This window comes from Pseudomonas sivasensis (genome assembly GCF_052938085.1).
In genome coordinates this window covers 5,303,094-5,319,439 of record NZ_CP176442.1, presented here as the reverse complement: position 1 = coordinate 5,319,439, position 16,346 = coordinate 5,303,094, and the positions used below count along the sequence as shown (strand labels likewise).

The 16,346-nt window shown below is 58.9% G+C and carries 19 protein-coding genes; 14 read left to right on the top strand and 5 right to left on the bottom strand.

The genetic code is table 11. The features are described from left to right. Window positions 1-32: 32 nt before the first annotated feature. Window positions 33-368, bottom strand: coding sequence for a DUF3565 domain-containing protein (locus ACKZ62_RS24580; RefSeq protein ID WP_095183787.1), 336 nt, complete (start codon window positions 366-368; stop codon window positions 33-35). Here ACKZ62_RS24580 and ACKZ62_RS24575 point away from each other — a divergent pair. Continuing rightward, on the top strand, window positions 337-822 hold the full coding sequence (locus ACKZ62_RS24575) for an FKBP-type peptidyl-prolyl cis-trans isomerase (RefSeq protein ID WP_032886172.1): 486 nt from the start codon (window positions 337-339) through the stop codon (window positions 820-822). The genes ACKZ62_RS24580 and ACKZ62_RS24575 overlap by 32 nt on opposite strands. Before the next feature lie 207 nt (window positions 823-1,029). Here the strand turns inward: ACKZ62_RS24575 and rpsT are convergent, their stop codons facing one another. Further along, window positions 1,030-1,308, bottom strand: coding sequence for a 30S ribosomal protein S20 (gene rpsT, locus ACKZ62_RS24570; protein ID WP_016976313.1), 279 nt, complete (start codon window positions 1,306-1,308; stop codon window positions 1,030-1,032). 253 nt (window positions 1,309-1,561) lie between these two features. Here rpsT and murJ point away from each other — a divergent pair, with 253 nt between their 5' ends. The 6 genes from murJ to ispH all read left to right on the top strand — a co-directional run bounded on the left by murJ (window position 1,562) and on the right by ispH (window position 9,089). Further along, window positions 1,562-3,100 carry a murein biosynthesis integral membrane protein MurJ gene (murJ, locus tag ACKZ62_RS24565; RefSeq protein ID WP_032886173.1) on the top strand — a complete coding sequence of 513 codons (1,539 nt, stop codon included), beginning with the start codon at window positions 1,562-1,564 and terminating at the stop codon, window positions 3,098-3,100. Window positions 3,101-3,220: 120 nt separating this feature from the next. Continuing rightward, window positions 3,221-4,159: a bifunctional riboflavin kinase/FAD synthetase gene (gene ribF / locus ACKZ62_RS24560; protein WP_032886174.1), complete on the top strand. Its 939-nt coding sequence runs from the start codon at window positions 3,221-3,223 to the stop codon at window positions 4,157-4,159. Window positions 4,160-4,173: 14 nt separating this feature from the next. Beyond that, window positions 4,174-7,005 (top strand): isoleucine--tRNA ligase, encoded by a 2,832-nt coding sequence (gene ileS, locus ACKZ62_RS24555; RefSeq protein WP_181642867.1) that lies wholly within the window; start codon window positions 4,174-4,176, stop codon window positions 7,003-7,005. After that, window positions 6,998-7,507, top strand: coding sequence for a signal peptidase II (lspA, locus tag ACKZ62_RS24550; protein WP_032886176.1), 510 nt, complete (start codon window positions 6,998-7,000; stop codon window positions 7,505-7,507). The genes ileS and lspA overlap by 8 nt, the downstream gene beginning before the upstream one ends. 7 nt (window positions 7,508-7,514) lie before the next feature. Continuing rightward, the gene (fkpB, locus tag ACKZ62_RS24545) at window positions 7,515-7,952 is read left to right on the top strand and encodes an FKBP-type peptidyl-prolyl cis-trans isomerase (protein WP_339482560.1); all 438 of its coding nucleotides are present in this window, start codon (window positions 7,515-7,517) and stop codon (window positions 7,950-7,952) included. Between the two features lie 189 nt (window positions 7,953-8,141). Next, on the top strand, window positions 8,142-9,089 hold the full coding sequence (gene ispH, locus ACKZ62_RS24540) for a 4-hydroxy-3-methylbut-2-enyl diphosphate reductase (RefSeq protein ID WP_447095937.1): 948 nt from the start codon (window positions 8,142-8,144) through the stop codon (window positions 9,087-9,089). A gap of 16 nt (window positions 9,090-9,105) precedes the next feature. On the opposite strand, the gene ACKZ62_RS24535 is transcribed toward ispH, so the two are convergent. After that, on the bottom strand, window positions 9,106-9,624 hold the full coding sequence (locus ACKZ62_RS24535) for a GspH/FimT family pseudopilin (RefSeq protein WP_050442823.1): 519 nt from the start codon (window positions 9,622-9,624) through the stop codon (window positions 9,106-9,108). Window positions 9,625-9,826: 202 nt separating this feature from the next. Between ACKZ62_RS24535 and pilV the strand changes: the two genes are divergently transcribed. The 5 genes from pilV (at window position 9,827) to thiO (ending at window position 13,137) form a co-directional block, all read left to right on the top strand. Continuing rightward, on the top strand, window positions 9,827-10,309 hold the full coding sequence (gene pilV / locus ACKZ62_RS24530; RefSeq protein WP_181639227.1) for a type IV pilus modification protein PilV: 483 nt from the start codon (window positions 9,827-9,829) through the stop codon (window positions 10,307-10,309). Further along, window positions 10,306-11,013 carry a prepilin-type N-terminal cleavage/methylation domain-containing protein gene (locus tag ACKZ62_RS24525; RefSeq protein WP_447095936.1) on the top strand — a complete coding sequence of 236 codons (708 nt, stop codon included), beginning with the start codon at window positions 10,306-10,308 and terminating at the stop codon, window positions 11,011-11,013. The genes pilV and ACKZ62_RS24525 overlap by 4 nt, the downstream gene beginning before the upstream one ends. 7 nt (window positions 11,014-11,020) lie before the next feature. Further along, window positions 11,021-11,551 (top strand): pilus assembly PilX family protein, encoded by a 531-nt coding sequence (locus ACKZ62_RS24520; protein ID WP_179179534.1) that lies wholly within the window; start codon window positions 11,021-11,023, stop codon window positions 11,549-11,551. 11 nt (window positions 11,552-11,562) lie between these two features. Then, window positions 11,563-11,964 (top strand): type IV pilin protein, encoded by a 402-nt coding sequence (locus ACKZ62_RS24515; protein WP_032886181.1) that lies wholly within the window; start codon window positions 11,563-11,565, stop codon window positions 11,962-11,964. A gap of 63 nt (window positions 11,965-12,027) precedes the next feature. After that, window positions 12,028-13,137, top strand: coding sequence for a glycine oxidase ThiO (gene thiO, locus ACKZ62_RS24510; protein ID WP_032886480.1), 1,110 nt, complete (start codon window positions 12,028-12,030; stop codon window positions 13,135-13,137). Here thiO and ACKZ62_RS24505 read toward each other — a convergent pair. Both ACKZ62_RS24505 and ACKZ62_RS24500 read right to left on the bottom strand, forming a co-directional pair. After that, the gene (locus ACKZ62_RS24505; protein WP_032886182.1) at window positions 13,124-13,357 is read right to left on the bottom strand and encodes a PP0621 family protein; all 234 of its coding nucleotides are present in this window, start codon (window positions 13,355-13,357) and stop codon (window positions 13,124-13,126) included. The genes thiO and ACKZ62_RS24505 overlap by 14 nt on opposite strands. Window positions 13,358-13,481: 124 nt before the next feature. Continuing rightward, on the bottom strand, window positions 13,482-14,507 hold the full coding sequence (locus ACKZ62_RS24500) for an outer membrane protein assembly factor BamD (RefSeq protein ID WP_032886183.1): 1,026 nt from the start codon (window positions 14,505-14,507) through the stop codon (window positions 13,482-13,484). A 149-nt stretch (window positions 14,508-14,656) separates the two neighbouring features. Here ACKZ62_RS24500 and rluD point away from each other — a divergent pair, with 149 nt between their 5' ends. Next, a complete protein-coding gene (rluD, locus tag ACKZ62_RS24495) occupies window positions 14,657-15,619 on the top strand; it encodes a 23S rRNA pseudouridine(1911/1915/1917) synthase RluD (RefSeq protein ID WP_032886184.1) in 963 nt (320 codons plus the stop codon). Continuing rightward, complete coding sequence (gene pgeF / locus ACKZ62_RS24490) at window positions 15,616-16,341, top strand: peptidoglycan editing factor PgeF (RefSeq protein WP_447095935.1); 726 nt, start codon at window positions 15,616-15,618, stop codon at window positions 16,339-16,341. The genes rluD and pgeF overlap by 4 nt, the downstream gene beginning before the upstream one ends. The last annotated feature ends 5 nt before the right edge of the window (window positions 16,342-16,346 follow it).

Sequence of the window (16,346 nt, the reverse complement as noted above, 5' to 3'; positions counted from 1 at the left end):
GTGGCGCTCTATGGCTGAGTGCCTACCGGGAATCAGGCGTCAAGGTTATCGTTATTCGGCGCTTGCGCACACCAGCCGCACGCAAAGGGCTGGCCTATTTTTTCCAGGCGCTGTGCGGGGTCTAGCACCCAGGTTCGGGATTGCCACGGCGGCTGGTGGCGCAGGTGCTGGGTATGGCCGCATGACAGCTCGGCCACCCAATGCCCTTCTTCGTCCGAATGAAAACCGATGATCATGACCGTTGATTGGTCCCGTCCGTCCGGGTTCCGTTCGCTTTCGGGCAAATCCTTGTTTAGACTTGTCCGTTCTTCATTCTTATGCAAAAGGTCTCGCCCCATGACGATCGCCGCTAACAAGGCTGTCTCCATCGACTATACCCTGACCAACGACGCTGGTGAGGTCATCGACAGCTCCGCCGGCGGCGCGCCGCTGGTCTACCTGCAAGGCGCAGGTAATATCATCCCAGGCCTGGAAAAGGCCCTGGAAGGCAAGGCAGTTGGTGATGAACTGACCGTAGCCGTAGAACCTGAAGATGCCTACGGCGAATACTCTGCTGAACTGGTCAGCACTTTGAGCCGCAGCATGTTCGAAGGCGTTGACGAGCTGGAAGTGGGCATGCAGTTCCACGCTTCCGCGCCGGACGGCCAAATGCAGATCGTGACCATCCGTGATCTGGACGGCGACGACGTAACCGTCGACGGCAACCACCCTCTGGCTGGTCAGCGCCTGAACTTCCAAGTGAAGATCGTTGCCATCCGCGACGCTTCCCAGGAAGAAGTTGCTCACGGCCACGTTCACGGTGAAGGCGGTCATCAGCACTGATTGATGCGTTAATCAGCTGATAGCAAAAACGCCCCGACTGGTTCGGGGCGTTTTTTTGTGCCTGAAATCATCACAGCTCCATCTGTGGCAAGGGGCAAGCTCGCTCTCGCATGTGTTTTCACGCACAAACAAAAATGCCCCGGACCTTTCGGTACGGGGCATTTCCTAACTGTTTCGCAACCAAGGTTACGTAGCAGTTGTTACCACTTAGGCTGCAGCAGCAACGCTCAGAGCCTTGATGTGGCCATTCAGGCGGCTCTTATGGCGAGCGGCCTTGTTCTTGTGGATGATGCCTTTATCGGCCATACGGTCGATAACTGGCACAGCCAGAACGTAAGCTGCTTGAGCTTTTTCAGCGTCTTTGGTGTCGATGGCTTTAACTACATTCTTGATGTAGGTACGAACCATGGAACGCAGGCTGGCGTTGTGGCTGCGACGCTTCTCAGCCTGTTTTGCACGTTTTTTGGCGGAAGGTGTGTTGGCCACCGTCGAGCTCCTCGAAAGACTTTTTAGGAAATAGCAAACAAAATAGGCCGCGAATCATGCCGATGACTTGATGTGTTGTCAAGGGCGGCTGATGCGAACTGCTGAGTGGTCGATCTGAAGAGGCGGGTGATTTATTTCCGGCGCTTGACCTGTAAACTCGCGAGCTTTGGCTCTGTGCTGTTGCAGGCGCGCAGTATCGCATAAGTGGGCGCTTTGTTCGCCTGCTCTTTATCTATAGGCGCAAACTCTTTCAATGAATCTGCTCAAATCGTTGGCTGCCGTCAGCTCTATCACAATGATCTCCAGGGTTTTGGGGTTCGTGCGTGACACCCTGCTGGCGCGCATTTTTGGCGCCAGCATGGCCACGGATGCCTTCTTTATTGCCTTTAAGTTGCCCAATCTGCTGCGCAGGATCTTCGCTGAAGGCGCATTTTCCCAAGCGTTCGTGCCGATTCTGGCTGAATACAAGACTCAGCAGGGCGAGGAAGCTACTCGTACCTTTATTGCCTACGTTTCGGGCCTGCTGACCCTGGTTTTAATGCTGGTGACCCTCCTCGGAATGCTCGCCGCTCCCTGGGTGATCTGGGCGACGGCCCCTGGTTTTGCCAATACGCCGGAAAAGTTCGCGCTGACCACTGATCTGCTGAGAGTGACCTTTCCTTATATATTGCTGATTTCCCTGTCATCCCTGGCCGGGGCGATCCTCAATACCTGGAACCGGTTTTCGGTGCCGGCGTTCGTGCCAACGTTGCTAAACGTCAGCATGATTATTTTCGCGCTGTTTCTCACGCCGTACTTCGATCCGCCGGTCATGGCCTTGGGTTGGGCGGTGCTGGCCGGTGGTCTGGCGCAATTGCTCTACCAACTGCCGCACCTGAAAAAGATCGGCATGCTCGTGCTGCCTCGCCTGAATCTGAAAGACACCGGCGTCTGGCGCGTGATGCGCAATATGCTGCCGGCGATTCTTGGCGTGTCGGTCAGTCAGATTTCCCTGATTATCAACACGGCCTTTGCCTCGCTGCTGGTATCGGGCTCGGTGTCGTGGATGTATTACGCCGACCGTCTGATGGAGTTGCCTTCCGGCGTGCTCGGCGTGGCCTTGGGTACAATTCTGCTACCGACCCTGGCGCGTACTTACGCAAGCAAGGACCGCCAGGAGTACTCGCGCATCCTCGATTGGGGCCTGCGCCTGTGTTTCGTCCTGGTGTTGCCGTGCGCCCTTGCGCTGGGAATTCTGGCCGAGCCGCTAACGGTCTCACTGTTCCAATACGGACAGTTCGACGCCCATGACGCCTTGATGACGCAGCACGCGCTGGTTGCTTACTCCGTTGGCCTGCTCGGCATCATCGTGATCAAAGTGCTGGCGCCTGGCTTCTACGCCCAGCAGAACATCCGCACCCCGGTCAAAATCGCGATTTTCACGCTGATCGTCACGCAACTGCTCAACCTTGTGTTTATCGGCCCGTTGGCTCACGCCGGCCTGGCCCTGGCCATCAGTGCGGGCGCCTGCATCAACGCTGGACTGCTGTTTTATCAGCTGCGCAAACAGCAGATGTTCCAGCCGCAGCCGGGCTGGGGCATGTTTGCACTGAAGTTGCTGGTGGCGGTGGCAATGATGTCGGCGGTTCTGCTTGGGCTGATGCACTTTATGCCAGCGTGGGACCAAGGCCATATGTTAGATCGCTTCATGCGCCTGGGTGCGCTGGTGGTCGCCGGTGTGGTGGTGTACTTCGGGATGTTGCTGCTGCAGGGGTTCCGCCTGCGCGATTTCAATCGCAAGTCGCTGAGCTAGAGAGTTTGCTGCGATAAAACAGGTGTTTTATCGATTCCATCCACCTTGCCCTGCGCTGTTGCCTGTCGTCCGGGGCTGGGTGTGGTTATAATCGACCACTTTATGAGCAAGAAGCGCGTTATGCAGCTGGTTCGAGGTCTCCACAACCTGCGCCCCCAGCATCGGGGCTGCGTCGCCACTATTGGCAACTTTGACGGTGTTCACCGTGGTCATCAGGCTATTCTGGCCCGGCTGCGCGAGCGTGCGGTCGAGTTGGGCGTGCCCAGCTGCGTGGTGATTTTTGAGCCACAGCCGCGGGAATATTTCACTCCGGAAACGGCGCCAGCCCGCTTGGCTCGCTTGCGGGACAAGCTGCAACTGCTAGCTGAAGAAGGTGTGGACCGCGTCCTCTGCCTGGCTTTCAATCAGCGCTTGCAAAGCCTCAGCGCTGCCGAGTTCGTTGACCGCATCCTCGTGGATGGCCTGGGCGTACAACATCTGGAGGTCGGCGACGACTTCCGTTTTGGTTGCGACCGGGTTGGGGATTTTGAATTCCTGCAGCACGCCGGCGTCATCCAGGGCTTTACCGTCGAAGCCGCGCAAACCGTCGAATTAGATGGCCTGCGCGTGAGCAGTACCCAAGTGCGTAATGCGCTGGCGGCTGCCGACTTCGCCTTGGCTGAGCGTTTGCTCGGTCGCCCGTTCCGCATTGCCGGGCGGGTGCTGCACGGCCAGAAGCTGGCGCGCCAATTGGGCACGCCAACCGCCAACGTGCAACTCAAGCGCCGTCGTGTGCCGCTGACAGGGGTTTACCTGGTTAGCGTCGATATTGACGGCCAGTCGTGGCCGGGAGTCGCCAACATAGGCGTCAGGCCCACGGTTGCAGGTGATGGCAAGGCCCACCTGGAGGTTCACCTTTTGGATTTTGCCGGTGATTTATACGACCGGCGTTTGACGGTGGTTTTCCACCAGAAGCTGCGTGAAGAGCAGCGTTTCGCCTCCCTTGAGGCGTTGAAAACGGCGATCAATGCGGATGTCGCCGCCGCCCGTGCACTAGCCGCACCTAGCGCCCATCGCTAACCGAAGAGCCTTAAATGACCGACTATAAAGCCACGCTAAACCTTCCGGACACCGCCTTCCCAATGAAGGCCGGCCTGCCACAGCGCGAACCGCAGATCCTGCAGCGCTGGGACAGTATTGGCCTGTACGGAAAGTTGCGCGAGATTGGCAAGGATCGTCCGAAATTCGTCCTGCACGATGGCCCTCCTTACGCCAACGGCACGATTCATATCGGTCATGCGCTGAACAAAATTCTCAAGGACATGATCCTGCGCTCGAAAACCCTGTCGGGCTTCGACGCGCCGTATGTGCCGGGTTGGGACTGCCACGGCCTGCCGATCGAACACAAGGTCGAAGTGACCTACGGTAAGAACCTGGGTGCCGATAAAACCCGCGAACTGTGCCGTGCCTACGCCGCCGAGCAGATCGAAGGGCAGAAATCCGAGTTCATTCGCCTGGGTGTGCTGGGCGAGTGGGACAACCCGTACAAAACCATGAACTTCAAGAACGAGGCCGGTGAAATCCGTGCCTTGGCCGAAATCGTCAAGGGCGGTTTCGTGTTCAAGGGCCTCAAACCCGTGAACTGGTGCTTCGATTGCGGTTCGGCCCTGGCTGAAGCGGAAGTCGAATACGAAGACAAGAAGTCCTCGACCATCGACGTAGCCTTCCCGATTGCTGACGACGCCAAGCTGGCCCAGGCGTTTGGCCTGGCTAGCCTGAGCAAACCGGCTGCCATCGTGATCTGGACCACCACCCCGTGGACCATTCCCGCCAACCAGGCGCTGAACGTGCACCCGGAATTCACCTATGCCCTGGTGGACGTCGGTGATCGCCTGCTGGTACTCGCCGAGGAAATGGTCGAAGCGTGCCTGGCTCGCTACGAACTGCAAGGTTCGGTGATCGCCACCACCACCGGTTCCGCGCTGGAGCTGATCAACTTCCGTCACCCGTTCTATGACCGTCTGTCGCCGGTGTACCTGGCTGACTACGTCGAATTGGGTTCGGGTACCGGTGTGGTTCACTGCTCGCCCGCGTATGGCGTGGACGACTTCGTGATCTGCAAGAAGTACGGCATGGTCAACGATGAGATCATCAACCCGGTGCAAAGCAACGGTGTTTACGTGCCTTCGCTGGAGTTCTTCGGCGGCCAGTTCATCTTCAAGGCCGATCAGCCGATCATCGATAAGCTGCGTGAAGTCGGTGCGCTGATGCAAACCGACACCATCAAGCACAGCTACATGCACTGCTGGCGTCACAAGACCCCGCTGATCTACCGCGCCACCGCGCAATGGTTTATCGGCATGGACAAAGAGCCGACCAGCGGCGACACCTTGCGTGTGCGCTCGCTCAAGGCCATCGAAGACACCACGTTCGTCCCGGCGTGGGGCCAGGCGCGCCTGCATTCAATGATCGCCAACCGTCCGGACTGGTGCATCTCCCGTCAACGCAACTGGGGTGTGCCGATCCCGTTCTTCTTGAACAAGGAAAGCGGTGAGTTGCATCCGCGTACCGTCGAACTGATGGAAGTGGTGGCCCAGCGTGTTGAACAGGAAGGCATCGAAGCCTGGTTCAAGCTGGACGCCGCCGAACTGCTGGGCGAAGAAGCGCCGCAGTACGACAAAATCAGCGACACCCTCGACGTATGGTTCGACTCGGGCACCACCCACTGGCACGTGCTACGCGGTTCGCACCCAATGGGCCACGAGACCGGTCCGCGTGCCGACCTGTACCTGGAAGGCTCGGACCAACACCGTGGCTGGTTCCACTCGTCATTGCTGACCGGTTGCGCCATCGACGATCACGCCCCGTATCGCGAGCTGCTGACACACGGTTTCACCGTCGACGAGACGGGCCGCAAGATGTCCAAGTCGCTGAAAAACGTGATCGAACCGAAAAAGATCAACGACACCCTGGGCGCCGACATCATGCGTCTGTGGGTTGCGTCTACTGACTACTCGGGCGAGATCGCCGTATCGGACCAGATCCTGGCCCGCAGCGCCGATGCCTACCGTCGTATCCGTAATACCGCGCGTTTCCTCCTGTCGAACCTGACCGGCTTCAACCCGGCCACCGATATCCTGCCGGCCGAGGACATGCTCGCCCTGGACCGTTGGGCTGTGGACCGTACCCTGTTGCTGCAGCGCGAGTTGCAGGAGCACTACGGCGAATACCGCTTCTGGAACGTGTATTCGAAGATCCACAACTTCTGCGTGCAGGAGTTGGGTGGTTTCTACCTCGACATCATCAAGGACCGCCAGTACACCACCGGCGCCAACAGCAAGGCACGCCGCTCGGCGCAGACCGCGCTGTATCACATCTCCGAAGCGCTGGTGCGCTGGATCGCACCGATCCTGGCCTTCACCGCCGACGAGCTGTGGGAATACCTGCCGGGTGAGCGTAACGAGTCCGTGATGCTCAACACCTGGTACGAAGGCCTGACCGAACTGCCGGCCGATTTCGAACTGGGTCGCGAGTACTGGGAAGGCGTGATGGCCGTCAAAGTTGCAGTGAACAAGGAGCTGGAAGTGCAGCGTGCGGCCAAGGCCGTCGGCGGCAACCTGCAGGCCGAAGTCACCCTGTTTGCCGAGGAAGGCCTGACCGCCGACTTGACCAAGCTGAGCAACGAACTGCGGTTTGTACTGATCACCTCGACTGCAAGCTTGGCGCCATTCGCCCAGGCCCCAGCGGACGCCGTGGCCACCGAAGTGCCGGGCCTCAAGCTCAAAGTGGTCAAGTCGGCCTTTGCCAAGTGCGCTCGTTGCTGGCATTGCCGTGAAGACGTCGGCGTGAACCCTGAGCATCCAGAAATCTGTGGTCGTTGCGTCGACAACATCTCGGGTGAAGGCGAGGTTCGCCATTATGCCTAATACCAGTCGTTTCGGACGTCTGGGCTGGCTCGTACTGAGTTTGCTGGTCTTGGTCATCGACCAGGTCAGCAAGGCTCATTTCGAAGGCTCCCTGGAAATGTTCCAGCAAATCGTGGTGATCCCGGATTACTTCAGCTGGACCCTCGCCTACAACACCGGCGCCGCTTTCAGCTTCCTGGCTGACGGTGGCGGCTGGCAGCGCTGGTTGTTCGCGCTGATCGCCTTGGTGGTCAGTGCGGTGCTCGTGGTCTGGCTCAAGCGCCTGGGCCGCGATGACACCTGGCTGGCCGTCGCCTTGGCCTTGGTTCTGGGCGGCGCGCTGGGTAACCTGTACGACCGCATTGCCCTGGGCCATGTGATCGACTTTATCCTGGTGCATTGGCAGAACCGTCATTATTTCCCTGCGTTCAACTTTGCCGACAGCGCCATCACCGTTGGTGCAATCATGCTGGCGCTGGATATGTTCAAAAGTAAGAAAACCGGAGAGACCGTCAATGACTGATCAGGTATTGGCTGAGCAACGCATCAGCCAGAACACGGAAGTCACTTTGCATTTCGCATTGCGCCTGGAGAATGGCGACACGGTCGACAGCACGTTCGACAAGGCCCCGGCGACCTTCAAGGTCGGCGACGGCAATCTGCTGCCGGGTTTCGAAGCGGCTCTATTCGGTTTCAAGGCTGGCGACAAGCGCACCCTGCAGATCCTGCCGGAAAACGCTTTTGGTCAGCCTAACCCGCAAAACGTGCAGATCATCCCGCGTTCGCAGTTCCAGGACATGGACCTGTCGGAAGGCCTGCTGGTGATCTTTAACGACGCCGCGAATACTGAGCTGCCTGGCGTGGTGAAAGCGTTCGATGACGCGCAAGTGACCATCGACTTCAACCACCCGTTGGCCGGTAAAACCTTGACGTTTGACGTTGAAATCATCGACGTTAAAGCGCTCTAACTGACGAAACACACTAAATGTGTGGATCGGACTTGTGTGAGGGGGCTTGCCCCCGATAGCGGGGTATCAGTCAAAGTTTTTTACTGACCCATCACTATCGGGGGCAAGCCCCCTCACACCTTTGATCTTCATTGTCAGTTGAGTAGCTTCAATACTGACCCATAGTAGCTGCAAGACACGAGGCACAGCATGCAAATCAAACTCGCCAACCCCCGTGGCTTCTGCGCCGGCGTGGACCGTGCGATCGAAATCGTCAATCGTGCCCTGGAAGTTTTCGGTCCGCCGATCTACGTGCGTCATGAAGTCGTCCATAACAAGTTTGTGGTCGAAGACCTGCGCGCACGTGGCGCCATCTTTGTCGAAGAACTGGAGCAGGTGCCGGACGACGTGATCGTCATCTTCAGTGCTCATGGTGTTTCCCAGGCCGTGCGTACCGAAGCGGCGGGCCGGGGCCTGAAAGTGTTCGACGCGACTTGCCCGCTGGTTACCAAGGTGCACATCGAAGTCGCGCGCTACAGCCGTGATGGTCGGGAATGCATTCTGATCGGTCATGCCGGTCACCCGGAAGTCGAAGGCACCATGGGCCAATACGACGCCAGCAACGGCGGCGCCATCTACTTGGTGGAGGACGAGAATGACGTCGCCAGCCTTCAGGTACAAAGCCCTGATCGTTTGGCCTTCGTGACTCAGACAACCTTATCCATGGACGACACCAGCCGTGTGATCGACGCGCTACGCAGCCGCTTCCCGGCCATTGGCGGCCCGCGCAAGGATGACATCTGCTACGCCACCCAAAACCGCCAGGACGCGGTCAAACAATTGGCTGACGAGTGCGATGTGGTTCTGGTGGTCGGCAGTCCTAACAGCTCCAATTCCAACCGCCTGCGTGAGCTGGCTGAGCGGATGGCGACACCGGCGTACCTGATCGACGGTGCCGAAGACATGCAACGCAGTTGGTTCGATGGCGTCGAGCGTATTGGCATCACTGCGGGTGCTTCTGCCCCTGAAGTGCTGGTGCGCGGTGTTATCCAGCAACTGCACGCCTGGGGCGCTACCGGCGCTGATGAGCTGGCAGGACGTGAAGAGAACATCACTTTCTCCATGCCCAAGGAGCTGCGCGTTCGCTCATTGCTTTGAACGTCAGGGTGCCGGATTAACTTCGGCACAACGCCTGTTCGGCTTTATCGCTACGCAGGCTGATACGCCCACTAGGCGCCAGCACCAACTGGTGCAGGCTTTGCGCCGAGTCCCTGGCGCATACGTGCACAGTGCCAGCACGAAAACCTCCCCCTGAAAACACCGGCTCGCCTGAACTGCTGAAGCGCACCTGGCTTTTGACCGGCCCATTCCCGACTATCGGCACGCGCCCGCTGTCTTGGCGCTCCAAGAGCACGGGGTTGTCGTCGTCCTGATGGCCGTGTCCGCTCACATCCAATATCACCCGCCAACCCTTGCTCCAGTCCTCGTCCAGTGCGTGGATGACCACCGCACGGTTACGCGCGATGGCTTCAGTGCGTGCGAAGCGAAGCCCGCTGGTAAGTGATTGTGCCGCGCTTTGTCGCAGCTGTGACTCCAGCAGGCCCATGAAATTAGGTGCTGCCAGATGCAGCAGAGTGCCGCTCACAAGGAGTCCAAGCAGCAGTTCGATCAGGGTAAAACCTCGCTGTTCCATCGGCTTTCTCTCCGTGGGCGTGTTTAGGAAACAGGTCTAGGCATAGGTATAGCGTCCGTTTCTGGGAGGCGAATGATGGCCTATATGTCCAAAGTATTTCCCTTTGTGCCGTGGGCAGCACGGGCGAAAAACCGACGCTAGTCTTGGATCGCTCAGCGGGATTTCCTGCTTTCTTCGACCTTCGACACGGATGACGACGGTAATGCTTTCCTGCCTTAACACCTGTTTTCCCCACGCTTTTGCGCGATGCCAGACCGGCATGACGTTGATCGAGGTACTGGTGGCGATGCTGATTCTCACCGTGGGCCTGTTAGGCGCAGTGGTGCTTCAACTCAATGCCCTCAAGTACACCGAAAGTTCGAGGATGACCAGTCAGGCCAGTTTTATTGCCTACGATATGCTCGACCGAGTCCGCGCCAATTCCGGCGCGGACTACTCATTGCGCCACGGAGTGCAGGCCCCCAGTACTGGGAACGTCAGCGTGCGTGATTTGGACCTCCATGATTTCGAATCCAATATTCGCGCCTTTGCCGGGGAGGGTGCCAAAGGTTCAGTGGCGGTCAGCACAAATGAAGTGACTGTCAGTATCAGTTGGGATGGCAGCCGAAGTGAGAACACGCCTGGCGCGCGGGAAACCTTGTCCCTGACCAGTCGCATCGACAATGAACCAGGGGTAATGCAATGAGGCCTCTGGTTAGCGGTTTCAGCCTGGTGGAATTGTTGCTGGCACTGGCCGTCGGTTTGGTACTGGTGATTGGAGGGAGCCAAGTGGTGATCAGCTCCCGAGTTACCTACGCCAGCCAGCAGGCTTCCATGTTGTTGCAGGATGACGCGCGGTTTGCGCTGGGCAAGATGATTCAGGACATTCGTCAGGCTGGGATGTTTGGCTGTTTGGCCACGGAAGTTATTGATAACGCGCCGCCAGCCTTTGAACAGCCCGTGCGCTGGACTGCCGGGGGTAGCTCAAAGTCGCTGACGCTGGTCACCACTGATGTCGGCCGAGGGGTTGGCAGGCCAGACTGGACGGTGCTGTCCGACTGCACGACTAACGCTCAAGCCTATGCAGGGAATCCACCTGCCCCTGATCCTGGACAGATTCGTTTTGCGATTCGACAGCTGACTTACACGTTCGAGACCAGCCAGTTAAGGGTCAGCACGCTCGCAGCGCCGGCCAAGGCGGTGCTGGTGGATAACGTACGGGATTTCGATATCAGTTTCGGCGTGGCTGCCAGGGCGTCATCACCGCGAGTTGTGGGCTACGACGCCATGCCATCCGATGAGGCATTGATCCGCAGCGTGCGCATCCGCATGACGCTGCAGGACCCCACTGGGAAGGTGAGAGATCAAACCTACAGCGTGGTGGTGGCTCTGCGAAACCGTGTGGGGTAGGGCAGCCATGAAGAGTGCTGGAGGTATTTCTTTGCGACAAAGAGGGATAGTCCTGCTGATAAGCCTGGTGTTTCTGCTGTTGTTGGCGTTGATCGGGTTGTCGTCCATGCAGGGGGCAGTCACCCAGCAAAAAATTGCCGGCAGCCTGTGGCATCGCAACCAATCGTTTCAAGCAGCAGAAAGTGGCTTAAGGCTGGGGGAGGAAGTTGTGAGGCGAAAGGGTGCGGATTTGCCGCAGTGCCATTCGATTGTTGCCTGTGGGCCTCCGGATGAGGCGTTGTCGGTGGTCGCGGCCGGTACCAGTCCTGTTTCATCAGTTAACTGGGTTGCCATCAAAGGGGGGCTCTACGGTATTCAATCCCTTGGTCCGAGCGTAGGGCTGGCGAATTTGCCACCGCAAACCCCAGCAACGTTGTACCGGGTGACGGCGATTGGGATCAGTGGTCAGTCACGCACGGTATTGGAGACCGTGTACGCGCGAGTGGAAGAAGCCAGTGGCTCTCGTTTTAGGCGAGTGTCTTGGCGACAACTTCAATAAGGAGCAATGGAATGGGCGTGGACAGCCAGGGATTTACCCTGATCGAGTTACTGATCGCTGTGGCGATTATCGCGTTTCTGGCCGGGATCGCTTACCCCGGGTACACCGGCCATGTGAAAAAAGTCTATCGCGCGGAAATTGTCGCGCTGCTGACTGAGCAAGCTCAGCTACTGGAGCGCTTTTATACGAGGAACGGCACATTTATTGACGCAAGCGGCATCAGCACGGGCAATGATCGCTATAGAATCACCGCTGCGTTGAACCCTCAGGATTTCTACCTGGTCGCTACGCCGGGCGCCGATTCGTTGATGGCTGGTGACCCTTGCGGTGGCTTCAGCCTCAGCAGCACCGGTCTACGGGCCAATCCGGGTGCTGCTCCTGAAATGTCGCGCCAGACATGCTGGGGGCAATGATGAGGTGGCTGGATGATTGGGCGCCGGGCGCGCCTGTTCCTATTTTATCGGCTGGATCAAATGATGGCTAAGCAACAGCAAGTGGTGATTGTCGGGGGCGGAGTCATTGGCCTGCTGACGGCGTACAACCTGGCGAGCCAGGGGCAGGCGGTCGTCCTGTTGGAGCGCGCCGGCGTTGGGCAGGAGTCTTCATGGGCGGGCGGTGGCATTGTTTCGCCGCTGTATCCGTGGCGCTACAGCCCGGCGGTCACTGCTTTGGCCCATTGGTCCCAGGATTTTTATCCACAACTGGGTGAGCGCCTGTTTGCCGCCACCGGCGTGGATCCGGAGGTTCATGTCACCGGCTTGTACTGGTTGGACTTGGACGACGAGGCTGAAGCGCTGGCGTGGGCGATCCGTGAAGGTCGGCCCCTGACCAGAGTGGATGTTTCGGCCGCCCATGATGCGGTGCCGGTGCTGGGCGGCGGGTATTGCCAGGCAATCTATATGGCGAATGTGGCCAATGTGCGAAACCCTCGCTTGGTTAAATCCCTTAAAGCCGCGTTATTGGCGATGCCTGGCGTAATCGTTCACGAACAGTGCGAAGTCACCGGATTTGTTCTGGAAGGCGACAATGTGGTGGGCGTAAATACGGCAGAGGGGCCGATTGTGGGGGCGCATGTAGTGTTGGCGGCAGGAGCGTGGAGCGGTGAGTTGCTTGGCACGCTGGGCTTGGCGCTTCCGGTGGAGCCGGTCAAGGGGCAGATGATTTTGTACAAGTGCGCCTCGGACTTCCTGTCGAGCATGGTCCTGGCCAAGGGGCGTTACGCCATCCCCCGGCGCGACGGACACATTCTCATCGGAAGTACCCTGGAACATGAGGGCTTCGACAAGACACCCACCGAAACTGCGCTGGAAAGTCTCAAGGCCTCGGCTGTGGAACTGATTCCCGCTCTGGCGGATGCCGAGGTGGTTGGGCATTGGGCCGGTTTGCGCCCCGGTTCACCGGAAGGCATTCCCTATATTGGCCAGGTGCCCGGCTTCAAAGGGCTGTGGCTCAACTGCGGGCACTACCGCAACGGCCTGGTTCTGGCGCCGGCGTCCTGTCAGTTGTTTGCAGACTTGCTGCTAGGGCATACGCCGATTATCGACCCCGCACCTTACGCGCCTGAAGGTCGGGTCAGCGCTGGATAGACTTCGGTCCCTGCTCCAGATGCGCCTGGGTGCAATACCACTCCTGGCGCGAGCTTAGAGCGCGATCCTGTGGCAGGTGCACGCCGCAGTGGGCGCAGCGCACCATCAACGCAGCGCTTGGCTCGCTTGTGCGTCGCTGCTTGGTGGCCGGGCTTTTGAATTTGCGCCAGAACCATACCGCGGCAGCAATAACGGCAATCCAGAACAGAAGACGAAGCATGATGGGCGGTTTCTCGATAAGGAATGCGCCAGTTTAGCCAAGGACGTGGCAAGCGCACAGCGCAATAATACTGCCCAATAAAAAAGGAGCCCCGAGGGGCTCCTTTTTGCGTTGCGTCGACAGATCAGTCGAACACACCGAAGGTCATGTAGCTGAACCAGGAGCGGTCCTGATTGTTGCCCAGGGCCTCTGGCTCTTCTTCTTCGATCACGTCGCCGTTCTCGTCGTGCGGCTTGAGCTCCGAAGGAATGGCTTCCTTGGCGTCCTGGTACTGCTTGATCACGTCCTGATTGGCGCGGGTTTCGCCCGGCGGCAACGGTGGGCGCGACTCGATCAGGCCCAGGGTGTATTTGCTCAGCCACGAACGGTTGTCCGCTTCTGCAACCTGAGGCACGAACTGGCCGTCTTTCAGGCTCGGGTGATCCGGGTAGTTGAGCTTCAGGGTTTCCAGGCTGGTGTTGGCCAGTTCGTCCAAGTGCAGACGTTGGTAGGCCTCGGTCATCACTGCCAGGCCGTCACCCACGGAAGGGGTCTCCTGGAAGTTTTCTACTACGTAGCGGCCACGGTTAGCAGCAGCGACATACGCCTGACGGGTCAGGTAGTAGTGAGCTACGTGGATCTCGTAAGACGCCAGCAGGTTGCGCAGGTAGATCATGCGCTGCTTGGCGTCCGGGGCGTAGCGGCTGTTCGGGTAGCGGCTGGTCAGCTGGGCGAACTCATTGTAGGAGTCGCGGGCAGCACCTGGGTCACGCTTGGTCATGTCCAGCGGCAGGAAGCGCGCCAGCAGGCCAACATCCTGGTCGAACGAGGTCAGGCCCTTGAGGTAGTAGGCGTAGTCCACGTTCGGGTGTTGCGGGTGCAAACGGATGAAACGCTCGGCGGCGGACTTGGCGGCTTCCGGTTCGGCGTTCTTGTAGTTGGCATAGATCAGCTCAAGCTGAGCCTGGTCGGCATAGCGCCCGAACGGATAACGCGACTCCAGTGCCTTCAGCTTCGCTGTGGCGCTGGTGTAGCTATTATTGTCCAAGTCTTTCTGTGCCAGTTGGTACAGCTCGACTTCGCTCAGGTTTTCGTCGACGACTTCCTTTGTTGACGAGCAAGCAGCAGTCATGGCGAGGATGGCGATCAGCAGCAGGTGTTTCACTTGCATGGCGGCTTGCGTCCCTATGACGGCCGCTGTCTTGGGCGGGGCCGTCCTGTTATGATGAGCGCCCCGTTGAAAGCCTCGGGGCAAAAGACGCCGTATTTAACCACAAGCGCGCAGCCGAAACCAAAGGCTGTGCCACGCCTAGTCTGAGCATGTCCGATAAAATTGAACTTCGCGCAGAGGTGCCGTCCGAATTGGGCGGCCAACGCCTCGATCAAGTCGCCGCACAATTATTCGCTGAGCACTCGCGCTCGCGCCTTTCCGCCTGGATCAAAGACGGCCGCCTGACTGTGGATGGAGCGGTTATCCGCCCGCGAGACATAGTCCATGGCGGTGCGATTCTTGAGCTGACTGCCGAGCAGGAAGCCCAGGGAGAATGGGTCGCCCAAGACATTGAGCTGGATATCGTCTATGAAGACGACGACATCCTCGTCATCAACAAACCCGCAGGCCTGGTGGTTCACCCGGCGGCCGGGCACGCTGATGGCACCTTGCTCAATGCCCTGTTGCACCATATCCCGGACATCATCAACGTGCCGCGTTGCGGTATCGTGCACCGTCTGGACAAGGACACTACCGGCCTGATGGTGGTTGCCAAGACCATTCAGGCGCAGACGCAACTGGTTACGCAGTTGCAGAGCCGTAGCGTCAGCCGGATCTATGAGTGCATCGTGATTGGCGTGGTCGTTGCGGGTGGCAAGATCAACGCCCCTATCGGTCGCCACGGCCAGCAGCGCCAGCGCATGGCGGTAATGGAGGGCGGCAAGCAGGCCGTAAGCCACTACCGTGTATTGGAGCGTTTCCGTTCCCACACCCACGTTCGGGTCAAGCTGGAAACCGGTCGTACTCACCAGATTCGCGTGCACATGGCACACATCAACTTCCCGTTGGTCGGCGATCCTGCCTACGGTGGTCGCTTCCGCATTCCGCCTGCGGCCAGTCAGACAATGGTTGAATCGCTCAAGACGTTCCCGCGCCAGGCACTGCATGCACGCTTCCTGGAACTGGATCATCCGACGAGTGGTAAGCGCATGAGCTGGGAATCGCCACTGCCGGACGATTTTGTCTGGTTGCTGTCACTGCTCAAGCAGGACCGTGAGGCGTTTGTTGGATGAGTGACTGGCTGATACCTGACTGGCCCGCGCCGGCTCGGGTAAAGGCCTGCGTTACCACCCGTGCGGGCGGCGTCAGCCTGGCGCCGTTCGACAGCCTCAACTTGGGCGATCATGTAGAGGACAGCCTGGAGGCCGTTCTTGAAAATCGCCGTCGTCTTAGCGACGCATTTGATATTCAGCCGGCCTGGCTGCGCCAAGTTCACGGGGTGACCGTGGTTGAGGCTGATCCTGGCCGCACGGCTGAAGCCGATGGCTGTTGGACCAGCAACCCAGGCGTCGCTTGTACCTCTATGACTGCCGATTGCCTGCCCGCGTTATTCTGCAACCGCGCAGGGACTCGTGTAGCAGCGGCCCATGCCGGTTGGCGCGGGTTGGCGGCTGGCGTGTTGGAAGCGGCTTTCGAAAGTCTGGATGCCGCTCCTGCCGACGTATTGGTCTGGTTGGGCCCGGCAATCGGTCCTCAATCCTTTGAAGTCGGTCCTGAGGTGCGTGAAGCCTTCATGCAGCAACTGCCGACCACTGCCCAAGCCTTTGTGCCGAGCCGTAATCCTGGCAAGTTCATGGCCGACATCTATCAACTGGCTCGCCTGCGCCTTGCCGCACGGGGTGTCACGGCTGTTTACGGTGGTGGTTTGTGCACCGTGACCGATCCGCGCTTCTTTTCTTACCGGCGCAGTCCGCGCACCGGTCGATTTGCCTCCCTTATCTGGCTCGAACGCTAGACTCT

Bases quoted from the DNA above. Each gene is read 5' to 3' on its own strand.
- pgeF (WP_447095935.1), top strand. From the start codon at position 15,616: ATGAGTGACTGGCTGATACCTGACTGGCCCGCGCCGGCTCGGGTAAAG.
- rluD (WP_032886184.1), top strand. From the start codon at position 14,657: ATGTCCGATAAAATTGAACTTCGCGCAGAGGTGCCGTCCGAATTGGGC.
- ileS (WP_181642867.1), top strand. From the start codon at position 4,174: ATGACCGACTATAAAGCCACGCTAAACCTTCCGGACACCGCCTTCCCA.
- ACKZ62_RS24515 (WP_032886181.1), top strand. From the start codon at position 11,563: ATGGGCGTGGACAGCCAGGGATTTACCCTGATCGAGTTACTGATCGCT.
- thiO (WP_032886480.1), top strand. From the start codon at position 12,028: ATGGCTAAGCAACAGCAAGTGGTGATTGTCGGGGGCGGAGTCATTGGC.
- ACKZ62_RS24575 (WP_032886172.1), top strand. From the start codon at position 337: ATGACGATCGCCGCTAACAAGGCTGTCTCCATCGACTATACCCTGACC.
- ACKZ62_RS24500 (WP_032886183.1), bottom strand. From the start codon at position 14,507: ATGCAAGTGAAACACCTGCTGCTGATCGCCATCCTCGCCATGACTGCT.
- ACKZ62_RS24520 (WP_179179534.1), top strand. From the start codon at position 11,021: ATGAAGAGTGCTGGAGGTATTTCTTTGCGACAAAGAGGGATAGTCCTG.
- ribF (WP_032886174.1), top strand. From the start codon at position 3,221: ATGCAGCTGGTTCGAGGTCTCCACAACCTGCGCCCCCAGCATCGGGGC.
- ispH (WP_447095937.1), top strand. From the start codon at position 8,142: ATGCAAATCAAACTCGCCAACCCCCGTGGCTTCTGCGCCGGCGTGGAC.
- lspA (WP_032886176.1), top strand. From the start codon at position 6,998: ATGCCTAATACCAGTCGTTTCGGACGTCTGGGCTGGCTCGTACTGAGT.
- ACKZ62_RS24580 (WP_095183787.1), bottom strand. From the start codon at position 368: ATGGAGACAGCCTTGTTAGCGGCGATCGTCATGGGGCGAGACCTTTTG.
- murJ (WP_032886173.1), top strand. From the start codon at position 1,562: ATGAATCTGCTCAAATCGTTGGCTGCCGTCAGCTCTATCACAATGATC.
- ACKZ62_RS24525 (WP_447095936.1), top strand. From the start codon at position 10,306: ATGAGGCCTCTGGTTAGCGGTTTCAGCCTGGTGGAATTGTTGCTGGCA.
- pilV (WP_181639227.1), top strand. From the start codon at position 9,827: ATGCTTTCCTGCCTTAACACCTGTTTTCCCCACGCTTTTGCGCGATGC.
- ACKZ62_RS24505 (WP_032886182.1), bottom strand. From the start codon at position 13,357: ATGCTTCGTCTTCTGTTCTGGATTGCCGTTATTGCTGCCGCGGTATGG.
- ACKZ62_RS24535 (WP_050442823.1), bottom strand. From the start codon at position 9,624: ATGGAACAGCGAGGTTTTACCCTGATCGAACTGCTGCTTGGACTCCTT.